The 14,843-nt window shown below is 50.4% G+C and carries 16 protein-coding genes; 10 read left to right on the forward strand and 6 right to left on the reverse strand.

Annotated elements, in window-relative coordinates; genetic code table 11:
- Positions 1-42: 42 nt before the first annotated feature.
- Together AC56AD_RS12560 and AC56AD_RS12565 are read right to left on the reverse strand one after the other, a co-directional pair.
- Positions 43-831, reverse strand: a complete 789-nt coding sequence (locus AC56AD_RS12560) for a patatin-like phospholipase family protein (protein ID WP_012509145.1) — start codon at positions 829-831, stop codon at positions 43-45.
- Complete coding sequence (locus AC56AD_RS12565) at positions 828-2,219, reverse strand: aldehyde dehydrogenase family protein (RefSeq protein ID WP_012509146.1); 1,392 nt, start codon at positions 2,217-2,219, stop codon at positions 828-830. Before AC56AD_RS12565 ends, AC56AD_RS12560 begins: the two co-directional genes overlap by 4 nt.
- A 177-nt stretch (positions 2,220-2,396) precedes the next feature.
- On the opposite strand from AC56AD_RS12565, the gene AC56AD_RS12570 reads away from it, so the two are divergent.
- Entirely contained in the window at positions 2,397-3,152 is a 756-nt protein-coding gene (locus AC56AD_RS12570) for a TerC family protein (RefSeq protein ID WP_012509147.1), read from the forward strand.
- A 62-nt stretch (positions 3,153-3,214) separates the two neighbouring features.
- Entirely contained in the window at positions 3,215-3,970 is a 756-nt protein-coding gene (locus AC56AD_RS12575; protein ID WP_397234060.1) for a universal stress protein, read from the forward strand.
- An 83-nt stretch (positions 3,971-4,053) separates the two neighbouring features.
- Here the strand turns inward: AC56AD_RS12575 and AC56AD_RS12580 are convergent, their stop codons facing one another.
- The 3 genes from AC56AD_RS12580 to AC56AD_RS12590 form a co-directional block, all read right to left on the reverse strand.
- Positions 4,054-4,863 (reverse strand): TrmH family RNA methyltransferase, encoded by an 810-nt coding sequence (locus tag AC56AD_RS12580; RefSeq protein ID WP_012509149.1) that lies wholly within the window; start codon positions 4,861-4,863, stop codon positions 4,054-4,056.
- Positions 4,860-5,669: a hypothetical protein gene (locus tag AC56AD_RS12585; RefSeq protein WP_012509150.1), complete on the reverse strand. Its 810-nt coding sequence runs from the start codon at positions 5,667-5,669 to the stop codon at positions 4,860-4,862. Before AC56AD_RS12585 ends, AC56AD_RS12580 begins: the two co-directional genes overlap by 4 nt.
- Positions 5,670-5,838: 169 nt before the next feature.
- A complete protein-coding gene (locus AC56AD_RS12590) occupies positions 5,839-6,504 on the reverse strand; it encodes a class I SAM-dependent methyltransferase (protein ID WP_012509151.1) in 666 nt (221 codons plus the stop codon).
- 575 nt (positions 6,505-7,079) lie between these two features.
- On the opposite strand from AC56AD_RS12590, the gene AC56AD_RS12595 reads away from it, so the two are divergent.
- From AC56AD_RS12595 to AC56AD_RS12630, 8 genes are all read left to right on the forward strand, one after another.
- A complete protein-coding gene (locus AC56AD_RS12595) occupies positions 7,080-8,321 on the forward strand; it encodes a peptidase U32 family protein (RefSeq protein ID WP_012509152.1) in 1,242 nt (413 codons plus the stop codon).
- 71 nt (positions 8,322-8,392) lie between these two features.
- Complete coding sequence (locus AC56AD_RS12600; protein WP_012509153.1) at positions 8,393-9,472, forward strand: 4Fe-4S dicluster domain-containing protein; 1,080 nt, start codon at positions 8,393-8,395, stop codon at positions 9,470-9,472.
- 53 nt (positions 9,473-9,525) lie between these two features.
- Positions 9,526-10,350, forward strand: a complete 825-nt coding sequence (locus tag AC56AD_RS12605) for an FAD/NAD(P)-binding protein (RefSeq protein ID WP_041526892.1) — start codon at positions 9,526-9,528, stop codon at positions 10,348-10,350.
- A gap of 1 nt (position 10,351) precedes the next feature.
- Complete coding sequence (locus AC56AD_RS12610) at positions 10,352-11,128, forward strand: NADH-quinone oxidoreductase subunit B family protein (RefSeq protein WP_012509155.1); 777 nt, start codon at positions 10,352-10,354, stop codon at positions 11,126-11,128.
- Positions 11,118-12,392 (forward strand): Ni/Fe hydrogenase subunit alpha, encoded by a 1,275-nt coding sequence (locus AC56AD_RS12615; protein WP_012509156.1) that lies wholly within the window; start codon positions 11,118-11,120, stop codon positions 12,390-12,392. The genes AC56AD_RS12610 and AC56AD_RS12615 overlap by 11 nt, the downstream gene beginning before the upstream one ends.
- A 340-nt stretch (positions 12,393-12,732) precedes the next feature.
- On the forward strand, positions 12,733-13,239 hold the full coding sequence (locus AC56AD_RS12620) for a methyltransferase family protein (RefSeq protein ID WP_012509157.1): 507 nt from the start codon (positions 12,733-12,735) through the stop codon (positions 13,237-13,239).
- A 240-nt stretch (positions 13,240-13,479) separates the two neighbouring features.
- Complete coding sequence (locus AC56AD_RS12625; RefSeq protein ID WP_012509158.1) at positions 13,480-13,743, forward strand: type II toxin-antitoxin system RelB/DinJ family antitoxin; 264 nt, start codon at positions 13,480-13,482, stop codon at positions 13,741-13,743.
- Positions 13,730-14,011 carry a type II toxin-antitoxin system YafQ family toxin gene (locus AC56AD_RS12630; RefSeq protein WP_012509159.1) on the forward strand — a complete coding sequence of 94 codons (282 nt, stop codon included), beginning with the start codon at positions 13,730-13,732 and terminating at the stop codon, positions 14,009-14,011. Before AC56AD_RS12625 ends, AC56AD_RS12630 begins: the two co-directional genes overlap by 14 nt.
- A 404-nt stretch (positions 14,012-14,415) precedes the next feature.
- Here AC56AD_RS12630 and AC56AD_RS12635 read toward each other — a convergent pair whose 3' ends face one another.
- Complete coding sequence (locus AC56AD_RS12635; protein ID WP_012509160.1) at positions 14,416-14,808, reverse strand: IS1096 element passenger TnpR family protein; 393 nt, start codon at positions 14,806-14,808, stop codon at positions 14,416-14,418.
- Between the last annotated feature and the right edge of the window lie 35 nt (positions 14,809-14,843).

A 14,843-nucleotide genomic window follows, 5' to 3' on the forward strand; every position in this document is an offset into this window, starting at 1 on the left:
AGATAATCGTCTCTTTTTAACTCATATTAACAAAATAACACTTTACTCCAACTCGACCAAGCCGGAGGCGTTCCTCATTCCTGCCACCCATTCTTTCAGCACGGGTAAGGATGCCTGGTAACCCGCCTCAATGAGATCAGGAATCTGGTCGAAATCGATGAGATTGAATTTCGACAGATTTGGCGAAATAGATAAATCTGCATCGGCTATCTGTATGGCTGTTGTATTGGTAAGCGAACTGTAAAATGCGTTCAGCAAAATTCCGATAATATTTTCAGGTTTTTTGAAAACATGAAAGGCCAGAAGATCAACACTGACAATCGATTCCGCACCATTTTCCACAAGTGGGGAGACGGGAACATTTTCCACAAGCATACCATCGACAAGGAGCGCACCGGAATAATCAACTGGTCTGAAAATACCGGGAATACAACTGCTTGCCATCACCGCAGCAGCCACATTCCCTTCGCTGAAAACAACTTTTTTGCCGGTTCCAATATCGGTTGCGACCATAAAAAGCGGGATCAAGGCGTCTTTGATATCTTTCTCTCCGAGCAGCTCAGTTACAATACCGCCAAATTTTTTATTCGTCAGGATACCGTACTGCGAAAGCGACAGACTCGACAGATCAAACCAGTCCATAGAAAAGGCAATATCGCGAATATCCTGCCAGCTTTTGCCAAAAGCATAGAGCGAAGCAATAAAGGCGCCAATACTGGTGCCACTGACCATGGATACCGAAATCTGCAATTCAGCCAGCGCCCTCAGCACACCAACATGAGCGGCACCGAGGACAGCTCCTCCCCCGAGTGCAAGAGCAGTTTTTTTCATCTCTGGAAAAAGGTAACAAGGCGTTTAAGGAGTCCGAATTTTGTACTGCTGTACGGAGGGTAACGCAAATCGGGATCGGGATAGAGCGAGCGGTGCATGAGCGTGCGCTGAAAGGAAAAGGTATCAAACCCCGCCTTGCCATGATAGGCCCCAAATCCACTGTGGCCAAGCCCGCCGAAAGGAAGGTTATGAAGCGCCGCCTGGAAGAGGAGGTCGTTGATACAGACTCCGCCTGAACGGGAGTGGCGCACGACCCGTTCCTGTACAGCACGATCGGAAGAGAACAGATAGAGTGCAAGCGGCTCCTTTCCATTGCGGATGATTTCAAGCGCATCTGCAAGATCCGAATAGGCAATGACCGGCAGCAGGGGAGCAAAAATTTCCGACTGCATAACGGGAGAGGCTGGCGTCACTCCACGAAGAATGGTGGGGGCAATGTAGCGCTCTGCCTGGTCGCACCCTCCTCCACTCCAGACTGATGAACCGTCAAGCAGTTTTTCAACCCGCATGAAGTGATCCATCGTGACAATACGGGGATAATCGGGACTCAACCGGGGGTCATCACCGTAAAAATCGGTGATGGCTTCCTGCATGTAACGCAGCAACTCCGCTTCCCGTTTTTCGTTTACCAGAACATAATCAGGCGCAAGACAGGTTTGCCCTCCGTTTAAAAACTTGGCCCAGACAATTCTGCGAGCTGCCACCCTGAGGTCACTGCTCTCTTCAACAATACAGGGACACTTTCCCCCAAGTTCGAGGGTCAATGGAGTCAAATGCTTCGCTGCGGCAAGCATGACCTCCCGGCCAATCGCAAGACTGCCTGTATAGAAAATGTACCCGAATCGCTCAGCAAGCAGAGCCTTTGCCACCTCTGCACCACCCTCAATCACCCTGACAGCGCTCCGGTCAAGATAGCGACCCAACCCCTCGGCAATCAGTGCTGAACTGTGAGGAGCGAGTTCCGATGGTTTGATGACAGCACAGTTACCGGCAGCAAGTGCGCTGACAAGAGGTGCAAGAGAGAGGTTGATGGGATAGTTCCATGCCCCGATAATAAGCACGACTCCATAGGGCTCATGGTAACATGAACCTTTTGCGGGCTGATAGATGAGCGGAATGGAAACCCGGAGAGGCTTCATCCATGATTTGAGATGCTTCAGTGCGAAGCGGATTTCGCCACGAAGATACCCCGTCTCGGTCAGAAAGGTCTCCGCCTCAGACTTCCTGAAATCATCATGCACGGCTGCAGCAATCTCCTTTTCACGATCGAGGAGAAAGGTTTCAAGTGCAAGAAGCTGAGAACGCCTCCACGGAAGGTCACGGGTTACACCGCTCTCAAAGGTCTCTCTCAATACCGCCAACTCAGGAAAAGAGCTCTCTTTTTGCATGGAGGAGGGGGTAAAATCATCCAACAAAAATATTACAGCTACAACGTAACGAAAAAACGAGTACCATCTTGCCAAAACCTTTTTACAGCTTCTGAATTTTTGCCGGGCACAATCTGTTCAGTACATTAAGTTTCACATTATTTTGGATAAAAAACAGTTACCCTAATATCACCCCTTATGGAATGGATCACGCAGCCGGAAGCCTGGATTGCCCTGGCGACATTAACGGCTCTGGAAATTGTACTCGGCATCGACAATATTATTTTTATTTCAATTATCGTCGGTCGGCTCCCGGAACAGCAGCGAAGCAAAGGCAGAATTATCGGACTTGGGCTCGCCATGCTGACCAGAATTGCCCTTCTGCTCTCCATTACCTGGGTTATGAGCCTGACAACAGGCCTTTTCACCCTGCTTGATCACCATGTTTCAGGACGCGACCTGATCCTGATTGGCGGAGGACTCTTTCTGCTTGCAAAAAGCACACAGGAGATTCACCAGAGTCTTGAGGGCTCGGAAGAGGAAAAAAAAGGCAGTTCCAATGGAAGCTTCATCCTTACCATGTTGCAGATTGCCATTATCGACGTTGTCTTTTCGCTTGACTCGGTCATCACAGCCGTTGGACTGGCAAAAAATATCGAGGTGATGATCATCGCCATCATGATCTCGATCGGCATCATGATGGTTGCCTCAAAATCGATCAGCGATTTTGTTGATGAGCATCCAACCATCAAGATGCTTGCCCTGAGCTTTCTCATTCTTGTCGGCGTCACCCTGCTGGCCGAAGGGGCCGGTTTTGAGATTCCAAAGGGATACATCTATTTTTCCATGGCTTTTTCCATCTCGGTTGAAATGCTCAATATCCGACTGCGCAAAAAAGCTCCGAAGCCAGTCCGTCTGCATCCAACCATGAATATTGACGGAGATGGCGCCTGAACACTCTTGTCATCCGCCATATCGCCGTTGCCCTCGACGGTTCACCGCACAGCATCGCCGCACTGTCAGCCGGAGCCGAACTGGCCCGGCTGTTCCATGCTGATCTGGTTGGCATTTTTGTTGAAGATATCAATCTGCTGCGGATGGCAGAACTGCCCTGCAGCCATGAAAACAGCGCCGAACCTGAAAATATTGAGCAGGTGCAGCTTGAACGCTCACTGAAACGACAGGCAAGAGAGGCTGAAAGCACCTTACAGCGCATTGCCGGAGAGCTCATGGTAGAGCACTCGTTCAGGGTATGCCGGGGATTGGTGCCCGCAGAGGTGATTCTCGCTGCACATGAAGCCGACCTCCTTCTCCTCGGTCGCAAAGGCCGGTCACCCTCCTGCCGCAAAGGACTCGGCTCAACAGCAAGAAAGGCTCTTGCTGAAGGAAAACGGCCGCTCCTCTTCATGCGTACCGGTTTTACTGCAAAAGAGTGGCCACTTCTGGTACTCTATGATGGCTCCAAAGGAGCACAACAGGCTCTCGGCGCCGCCCTCGACCTCGCACAACCGGGCATCATGCTCAATGTGCTGATCCTTGGAGAAACCCCGGAAGAGGCGCAGATGATGGAGCATGAACTTTCCTCCAGCATGATGGTTCCTGATACCGATCTTGCATACTATCACCTCCCTCTCCATGACGAAAAAACGCTGGCCCAGTATATCCGCATGGCCGATTCAGGCCTGCATGTCCTGAGCGACCGGATGCGCCTGCCGACAGAAACCGTGCACAACCTCATCAATGAGATTGATTCTCCTGTGCTGCTGGTGTAGTGCGCGGTTATTCCACACCATCAGACGCAATTTTCCCGTTACAACCGGATGAATTATAAGGCGTTGAAGAACTTCTCACACTTTCATGAAAGCACCAGACGCTCCATAAGGATGGCGGCGGAGACTGCGGCGTTGAGCGATTCAACCCGCACGCTTCTGCCGCTGTGGGGTATGCGCACCAGCCGATCGGCCAGCGCTTTTACGGGTTCACTGATGCCGTTGGCTTCGTTGCCGATCACGAGCACCTGTTTTGCGGGCCAGGAGCTGAACTCACGAAAATCCTTTCCTTCAAGGGATGAAGAGGTAATGGAATAGCCCTGTTTCTTAAACCAGAGGAGTTCACGCTCAAGTCGATCAACACCATAATGGCGGATGGCATAGATGCTTCCGGCACAAGAGCGGACTGCCTTGGCGTTATAGCGGTCGGCTGTTCCGGTGCTGCAAATGAGGGCATCAGCTCCGAACCAGACCGCTGTTCTGAGAATGGTACCTACATTGCCCGGATCCTGAACATCATCAAGCGCAACGATGAGTGATTTGTCGGACGTTGCAGAAACCGCTTCTGCAGCAGGCTCAACCGGACGCTGCTGACGGAAAACACCGAAAATCCCCTGCGACGTTGCGGTTTCGGAAAGCTGGGCGCACTCTTTTTCGCCTATGGAAAAGAGCTTTCCCTTCCAGGGTTGAGCAAAACGGGCGACCTCCGCTTCTCCCTCCCTGACAAGCAGAGCGACAAGCATCTCCTCACTTGGCAGGTTGAGGCAGAGCTCCCTGACCGTACGGAGCCCTTCGGCAAGAAAGAGGCGCTCCTGATCCCTGAACTTTTTCTGATGAAGTTTAACGTACTTCTGAAGCTTCGCTTTGCTTAAGGGCGTGGTTGCAACGGGTTTCATGTGTGCGATCCCGCTCTTTTCAGACTTGCAATCATCGATTTCGGATCGTGGGAAAAATCCGCTGGAGGCACACCAACACCCTTTGAAAGAGCGGCGCCGTCCAGTTCAATGGAAAAGCCTTTATCCCCGCTCTCCGAAGCCTCCTCTGAACCACTCATACTGCGCCGGATATAGTCGTCAAAACTCTCACTTTCCATGGAATAACCCTCGATAATGCATGACTTCCGGCTGGCAGCTCCGCCTGAAGAGGCCTGTTCATCAATCATGCAGGTAATCCTGAGCATGACCTCCTGTCGTGAAAGAGTACCCAGACCCGCTTTTTGCACAAGGGAGCTGAAAGAGGCTTCATCTATCTTTTCCATCAGTTGCAGCAGTTTTTCAAGCCCCCCGTACATCCCGGCATGGAGCCGAATTGCCTCTTCAATCGAGAGGCTAACCGGAGCAGCCGGGGAAGCGCTCTTATCACTCAGGTGTTCCCGATGAGCGGGTGACATACTGTTTCCTTTCGGGCGCATCACTTTTTTCCCCCCGATAAACTCCTCATCAACATCATACTCCTTCAACCGATCCTGCATGATGCCTTCGCGCTTCTGCATCGCGCGCCGCATGGAAACCGAGTCAATCTCCCTCCGCTCCACCAGCAGCAGGCGTACAACGACCGCAATACCGGTCAAAGCCGCGACAACAATAAAGCAGAAGAGTATAAGCTCCAGCCGCAGCCCGAAAAGCAGAACAACCAGCACCTCGGCGAAAATGAGCCCGGCAAAAAGCGCCAGCAGCAATTTCAGAAAAAAACGGTCATTCATAATCCCTGCTTCTCTTTTATATCGTTATGGAGTAACTGACTCAAGAACAGAAAGAGAGGAGCATCCTGATTGCAGAAGAGTGCCCGCAGTTTCTGATGTTGATCATGCACAGCAAATGTAAGCCTTCCTGATGAAACAGGTGCAACAGAATATGGCATATACCTCACGCTCAACTCATTGGATTGGTAATAATCGCTTGTCGCATTCCCTGTGGGCGCCGCTCGAAAACAACCACACTGTCGTAACAGGCAATGCAATCCGTAGATTTGGTAAATGTTGAAACCGGAAGAATCTCTCTCGAATGAACAGCGTTCAGCTCGTCCATTTTATGCTTTGCATATTCGATAAAGGTGTTCGGAAGCTCTAATCCACCGCCATATTCAGGCCAATAGCAGGTGTGGGTATCCTCCACCATATAGATTCCGTTAGGTTGCACCCTATCGTACATCAACTCGAATGAGGAGACCATATGATGCATCATGTGACTTCCGTCATCAAGAACAATGTCAACCCAGGGGTACTTATTGAATATCTGCTGGATCAGGGCGGGATCATCCTGGCTGCCTATAAATATTTCGACTCCATCCGATTCATGTACCTTGCATTCCGGATCAATGTCAATACCGATGATCTTTGCCTCCTTGCCAAAGTACTCTTTCCACATTGCGAGCGATCCGCCACCAAAAACGCCGATTTCAATCATGACGGGCGCCTTGCCTCTGAATCTTGAGAAATGCCGCTCATAAATATCGAAATAGTGAAGCCATTTATGCAATCGCTTCGCTGAATTACCAAGGAAATACTTGTGCAGGAAGCCATCTCCGGAATAAGTCATCGTCTTGAAATTGACACTGTGGAAGAATCAAGAACAGGGTATGCAGATGTTTTTCAGAGCCGATAAAGCTGATCCAAGCGACTCCTCCTGAAACATAAATCAAACAGACCCATAAATCCAATTCAGTACCGGATTTCCCTTCCATCTTGAACACGTCATCAGCTCAATACAATGAACCCTCAAAAAAAATGAACTTAACAAACCAAACACCATATCGAAGGGAGAGTCCATTGAAGGATCAAAAAAAAGCGGCAGTAGAGAGCCACTGCCGGTAAAATTTGTACGCGAAAAACGTTACAAATCAAGAGATTCCTAAAAAAAGAGCCACAACCCTACACTTCACACACGGTATTAAAGTACAAAATAAATATCGTATTGACGTAATAAAAAAGAGCCGGGTTCAGAATCGCCTCTTTCCTGATTGACGATTTTCATTTTCATTGCAGATAAAATGGCAAATCTCTCTTCAGAATTTCCGAAAGATTGTTATCGTTAAAGGCAACCCACAGGTTCCACTCTGTTAGATGGCAACTGATTTTCAGGAGCCCTTGGGAAAATGAAACAGTAACGCGTACATGCTGGAAAAAAAGGTTGAACTGATTGCGCCTGCCGGCGACATGACCGGATTGCTTACTGCACTGAAGGCGGGAGCGGATGCGGTTTACTTCGGAGCCGAGGGCTATAACATGCGTGCAGGGAGCAGCAATTTCACTCCTGCTGATTTTCCTGCCATCAAGGCTCTCTGCAAGGAATACAATGCGAAAAAATACCTCGCACTGAATACCATTGTCTATGACAATGAACTGAAAAAGATGACGCAGACCATCGCCGTAGCAAAAAGGGTGGGAATTGACGCCATCATTTGCTCGGACATGGCGGTAATTGAGGCCTGCAGGAAAGCTGGAATACCCTTTCATATCTCGACACAGGCATCGGTCAGCAGTTACAGCGCTGTAAAATTCTATGCCGCTCTCGGGGCAAAAATGATTGTACTCGCAAGAGAGCTTACCATTGAACAGGTACGCCATATTACGAATAGCATAAAGGCAGACGGGCTGGATGTGCAGATTGAATGCTTTGTTCACGGCGCCATGTGCGTTGCCGTATCGGGGCGTTGTTTCATGTCACAGGATCTGTTCGGCCGCTCGGCAAACCGTGGTCAGTGTGTGCAGCCGTGCCGTCGGGAGTATCTCATTACCGATCCGGAAGAGAAGGAGGAACTTGTGCTTGGAACAGATTATGTGATGAGTCCAAAGGATCTCTGTACGGTGGAATTTATTGATGTGCTGATGGATGCGGGAATAACCGCCTTCAAAATCGAAGGGAGAAGCCGCAGCCCGGAATATGTGCATACGGCCACAACAGCATACCGCAGCTCGATCGACTTCTGCACCACCCGCCGCAACGACCCGGAATTCAGAAATGAGTACAGCAAACTGACAACACAGCTCAAGGAGGAGCTTGCAACCGTTTACAACCGTGGATTTTCGAAAGGCTTTTATTTTGGCAAGCCTCTTGAAGAGTGGGTGAGGGAGTACGGTTCACTGGCCAAAGAGAAAAAGAGCTATATCGGTGAGGTACAGAAATATTATCCAAAAGTGGAGGTTGCCGAGATCCATATCCTGGCTCGCGGCCTTAAAAGCGGCGACAAACTCTCCATCCAGGGGGCAAAAACCGGTGTCGTCACCGCCTTTGCCGACTCCTTTTTAACCAATGACCGACCCGATCTCGATGCCATCAAAGGCGACAATGTTACCTTGCGGTGTGCCAAGGTAAGGAAACATGACAAGGTTTATCTTCTTGAAAAAAGAGCGTAAACCGAACGATTTTACGTACCTTTACCAGTGCAATGCTCTTTTGCAGGATGAGAGAAACCGGAGCTTGAGCGATGATCTACAAAGTCATTTCCAAAGAGGAGTTCACAAAGTTTATAGGGGCCCTGGTCGAAAACAACCGCTCTTTCGGGCCCAGGGAGGTTGATAGAGATCACCGTGGCAATCCTGTTTACCAGTTCCAGCCGGTACAGTCGGCCCGTGATATCGCCTTCGACTATACCGCCACGGCATCGTCGGCGAAGCATTTTTTTCTTCCTTTCCGCGAAGAGTTGTCGCGTTTTCTTTTTCGCGGGGATGACTGGGAACAGCAGATTGCCTACGAAGCAACACCGATAGTGCTCATCGGTCTGAGAGCATGTGACATCAGCGCCCTGAACATTCTTGACGACGTCCTGCTCAACGGCCATTTTCCATCACCCTACTATCTGGCCAAACGCAAAAACACCTTTGTTATCGGCATGGATCATCTGCCCCTGCCGGACTGTTTCTGCAAATCGATGAACCATCATACGGTCACGACCGGCTTCAACCTCTTCTGTTCGGATATTGGCGACCACTACTACCTCTCGATCAATTCGTCAAAAGCATTTAATTTTCTCAAGGAGTTCGAGACCCGCGACCCAAATTATGACGATAATTGCGCCCTTGTTGAGCGGCGCAAACAGATACAGAATGGTTTTGAAACTGAAATTGATGTCACGGGGCTTCCAACCATTCTCGACATTGAGTTCGACTCCACCGTCTGGGAAAAATGGGGCAATAAATGCCTGAACTGCGGAAGCTGCGCCATGGTGTGCCCCTCCTGCTACTGCTACTCGGTCACGGAATCATTCGACACCAGCCTGAAAGTGGCTTCACGCGAAAAAAAGCTTTACTCCTGCAATCTTGTTGATTTCGCAGTTGTTGCCGGCGGACACAATTTTCGTCCGAAGAACGGCGACCGACTGAAATATCGCTATTATCACCAGCACCGGGGATTTGCCGAAAACGCCAATCAGCAGATCTGTGTGGGATGCAATCGGTGCGGCAGGGCATGCCTTGCCGGGATCAACCCGAAAGAAGTGATCAACGACCTCAGAATGGAGAAAGAATCATGCATGATCTGCGTTTCGTCATCCCCTGCCAGGACATAAACCGGGAGGACTTCGCCTCATCGGCACCTGATTTCAACCGGCGGTCGGAGGTATTGAAAACCGACTTTGGCTACAAGTGCTCCGTTACCAATATCGTTCGTCTCACCGAACAGGAGAAGCTTTTTCAGCTCCGCATTATCGATCCTGTCGAGCGCTCCCTCTTCAGGTTCAGGCCCGGCCAGTTTCTCATGCTCGAAGTGCCCGGCTATGGTGATGTGCCGATCTCGATTTCAAGCTCCAACAGCAATCATGAGTTTCTGGAACTCTGCATCCGCAAGGCGGGCCATGTGACCTCTGCCCTTTTCACGCTCACAGAGGGTGCCCATGTTGCCATAAGGGGCCCTTTTGGATCGGCATTTCCGATGGATGAGATGAGCGGCCATAACGTTCTGCTGGTTGCCGGAGGGCTCGGCATTGCGCCGCTCCGTGCACCGCTCTACTGGATCAATGAACACCGCGACCGATTTCTTGACGTTAACCTGCTCTATGGTGCAAAAGAGCCCTCGCAGCTTCTCTTCACGTGGCAGTTCGACGAGTGGAAGATGATCAACCATATCAACCTGCACACCATTGTTGAACATGGCGACAGCGGATGGAAGGGAAAAAAGGGCATGATCACTGATCTCTTCAACGATATTTCAATTGATCCCGCCAAAACGTGGGCCATCGTCTGCGGCCCGCCGGTCATGTTCAAGTTTGTCTGCGGTTATCTTGACCGGCTTGGCATACCCATGAACCGCATGTTCGTTTCGCTGGAAAGGCGGATGCACTGCGGCATGGGAAAATGCTGCCGATGCATGGTTGGCTCCACCTTTACCTGTATTGACGGCCCGGTTTTCGATTACTGGACGGTCATGAATCTCAAGGAGGCCATTTAGAATGGGAGAACTAATCGCTCACCAGGGAGTCTCCTTTGAAAGGCTGAAAATAGCCTCCTTCGACTTCACCTGCTGTGAAGGATGCCAGTTGCAACTGGCCAACCGGGAATCAACACTTGCGGATTTTCTCAATCTTCTTGATATCAGAAATTTCCGGGAGCTCTCGTCGGAACAGCACGACGATTACGACATCGCCCTCATTGAGGGAAGCATCAGCCGCCAGGATGAGGTCGAGCGACTGCTGAAAATACGGCAGCAGGCAAAAATCCTTGTGGCATTCGGCACCTGCGCCTGCTTCGGCGGGATCAACAGCCTGAAAAACCGCTTTCCCGCCAGGGAGATGATTGATGCGGTTTATCCCGGAATGCCGATTGAAACCCTTCCGGTACGCAAGATCAGCGATGTGGTCAAGGTTGACCTCTCCATACCCGGATGTCCGGTTGACAAGAGGGAGGTGGAGCGGATTGTGGTAAGCCTTGTTCGTGGCTCGCAGATTACGCTCCCGAAATACCCGGTTTGTGTGGAATGCAAGGCACAACTCAACACCTGCCTCTTCGAACTTGGCGAAATCTGCCTCGGACCCATCACCCGCGCCGGATGCAATGCCGTTTGTACAACCGGAAAAACGCCCTGCCTCGGATGCCGGGGCCCGTCAGAGGAGATCAACATGCCAGCCTTTCTTGATCTTGTCAGGCAAAGAGGGCTGAGCTTCGACGACCTGCAGGAAAAACTGGCTTTTTATAACGCATTTGAAGCATTCCAAAGCCATGAAGCGTGACTACGCGATTGCTATCCATCACCTCTCACGGGTTGAAGGGCACGCAGACATCAGGATAACCGTCAGGAAGGGCCAACTGGTCGAAGCCCAATGGGCCATTGTTGAAACCCCAAGGTTTTTTGAGGTAATGATCAAAGGGATGAGCGCCGAACGAGTGCCCTTTCTGACCTCAAGGATCTGCGGCATCTGCTCGATCAGCCACGCCCTTGCAAGTATCAGGGCGCTTGAACGAGCCATGGCGATAGCACCGCCGGTTGCTGCCGAAAAAACAAGGCTGCTGGCCATGCACGGTGAAACCCTGCAAAGCCATGCCCTGCACCTCTTTTTTCTCATCGCACCGGATTTTGCCAACAGCGCCAGCGTTCTGCCGCTGATGGAGTCACACCCCGATCTGGTAAGGGCAGGGCTGCAGCTCAAGGAGCTTGGCAACGAAATCAGCGCCATAACTGCGGGACGATGCACCCACCCGGTCAGCCTTGTGGTGGGAGGGCTCAGCAAGGCCCCCGACAAGGAGAAGCTTCTCAACCTTCGTACCATGATTCAGGAGAGAAAGCCTGCGCTCGCCACGGCATCTGCTTTTTTCCGCTCCCTCGTCATGCCTGATTTCACGCGCGAAACCGAATTTATCTCATTGCGCAATGGCTCAAGCTACCCCTCAATCGGCGGCAGCCTGGTATCGAGCGACGGTGTCAAGCGGGAAGAGAATGACTATCTCTTGATGACCAATGAGTACACAATGGATTTTTCCACCTCAAAATTCACCCGGCTGAGCCGTGAATCCTCGGTTGCCGGAGCGCTGGCACGCTTCAACAACAACCATGATCTGCTGCATCCTGGCGCAAAGGAGGCTGCGGAAAGCCTGGGGCTCAAGCCGATCTGCCACAACCCCTTCATGACGAACATCGCCCAGCTTGTAGAGTGTGTTCATATTCTTGAGGATGCTGAACAGCTCATCAACTCGCTGCTCGACATGGAGCTTCGGGAGATAAAAACACCATATGTACCCCAGGCCGGAGCCGCCACGGGAGCGGTTGAAGCGCCACGCGGAATTCTCTATCACCATATGGAAACCGATGCTGCGGGAAAAGTGGTCAAGGCAAACTGCATCATCCCCACTACCCAGAATAATGGCAACATCCACCATGATCTGCGTGCACTCACCGAGCAGGGGCTCAGGGAGGGGAAAAGCGACAGGGAGATTGAAAAGCTCGCCACCATGCTGGTGCGCTCCTACGACCCCTGCATTTCATGCTCGGTGCATTAGGGGGGCTTGCCGTTACCTGTTGCACCCTGCCGGTCAGTTCGGCAAGCCCGTTTCTCTGAAGCGGATCTCCGACATCAATAAATCACGTTGTCGATACTGTTCGGTATAAACGTACAGGCACATCGAGAATCCCGCAGGCGCTGATGAGTTTTTTTCTATTTTATTCAACCAGATCAGCCTGATACACACGTTGAGCAAGTCTGCCCTGTATGTCGATAAGGAGAAGCAGTGTCTTTTTCGGAGAGATCATGGTACAAGTTTCAAATGAAAGCGATGTCCGGTTAAAGCCATCAACGTTATTGAAAGGTAATTATTAAACCCAATTTTTTCCGCTCGAACAATGACCCCCGATAAACCAATACAGAACCGGATGCCACCTGGAAAGCGAGGCGAACACCTTGTGGTGATGCAGTTCCTGCTGATGGCCGCATTTATCCTGACCCCGGTACTGCCTGATCAGAGCGCAACCGAGCTCTTCGCCAATACCGTTCTGCTCCGGTGGGCCTTGCTGATCATCTGCTGGAGCGCGGCAATCCTGCTGGGCGGCCTCGGCTCACACCACATCAAGGAGTTTCTTTCCCCCCTTCCCTATCCGGTCGATCACAACCGGCTGGTGACAACAGGCGTTTACGGCATGGTGCGCCATCCGCTTTACAGCAGCCAGCTCTTCGCTGCATTAGGATGGTCTGTTTTCAGCATAAGCCTTTCACACCTGCTGCTGCTCGTCGTCGCCATTCTCTTTTTCAGCTACAAAGCATCTAAAGAAGAGCGGTGGCTGACCCAGATGCATCCGGAATACGCCGACTACGCAAAAAAAGTAAAGACGTTTATCCCGTGGATCTACTGAAGGTCACCTCCATGTAGTGACGGTAACGCTCAATCCTTCACGCAACGAACGGAAAACAGGAAAAGCAAGAGGATAGGGAGCGTTGGGAACACTATCAATTGACCGGCGCTGCCACCTGCCTGATCTACCGGAAGAGTGAGGTTTCAGTCGTTCCGGAAAAAATATTCTGGAAATAACGCCGCCATTCCGCTACATTGTAGCTACACCAAAGAAGAACGAAAGTTAAAACGAGGAAAAGAGATGATTGCAAACACTGTTGTGAGGGCGCGAATCGACGAAAAAACCAAAGCTGAAGCCACCGCAGTACTGGCTGCCATAGGGCTCACCCTGTCCGATGCCGTGCGCCTTATGCTGATGCGGGTTGCCGCTGAAAAAGCACTGCCATTTGATCCGCTCATTCCGAATGCCGAGACGATAGAAGCTATTATGGAGTCGCAACGAGGAGAGCTTATCGCCGTTGGTTCCAGAGAAGAATTATTCAGGGTGCTTAATGAGGAGGATTGAGCTATCCCGGAAATTCAGGCATGACTATCGAAGAGAAAAATCAGGAATGTATGGGAAATCCCTTGATGCTCTATTAAATGGAATCCTTGATCTCCTCGAGTCCGATGAGGTCTTGCCGCCCAATGCCGTCGATCATGCGCTTATGGGAAAATTCACAGGGTACCGCGATTGCCATATCAAGCCTGATCTTATTTTGATCTACCGCAAAACAGGCGACGACGTTCTTGAGCTGGTTCGTCTTGGATCACACAGTGAACTCGGATTATAATGTCAACTCCCTGGCGTCCGAAACCGTCAACCCAACCCGGCCAAAATACCTATCCCGCTCATCCTCAAGAAGCCTCGCGTAAACCTCCGTCTGCGTGATTGAGCTTGTGGCAAAGATAGTCACTCACCACCTTCAATGGCATCCCCGCAGAGAGGCACAGCGTGGCAAATGTGTGCCTGGTGCAATTGAAACTTATCGGCTTTGCGATTTCCTCCCGCTTGCACCATAGATGCCCAATCAGCTACCCAAAGAAGCCTCAAATTCCGCGTATCTCGCATGTTCTCGTATTTTTTATCGCCTGGCGCTTCGCTCAGTTGCCCAATGAAGCGCGAACTTTTTTGTTCTCTTCATGCAAGAAAAAGATGCTGCGGAATTGGGTCAGTTGCAGTGCCTGGTTAGCTGCTTTATTCTTCATAATCCGGATATTGCTCAGGATTAACTCCCGTTGACTCAACTATAAACGGATATTTTTTATTTTTTTCTTCAACTATTTTCTTTCGTGACTTCTTTATCTCAAATAACCAGTTGTCTCCGAAATCAAAAAGATAGTATAATTTATATCCCGTCATTGGATATATTTCATTCAGTTTAGTTTTCCTGGAAACTGAATAAGCCTTATTTCCAGGCTTCTTACCAACGTAAAATTCGTATAAATGATCGTCATCAAAATCTACGATCTTTTGAATATAGTTATGTAACTGCCGCAGCGAAAAGTCCTCTTTGACCTCTACGGTTTTAGACCAAGGGATGTCACTCTCATCATACGGAAACGAAATATGTAATTTGTAAACTTCCATTTGCTCCTCTTTTTATAACCCGTTAACGTCTGGAT

Source organism: Pelodictyon clathratiforme, from assembly GCF_982375515.1.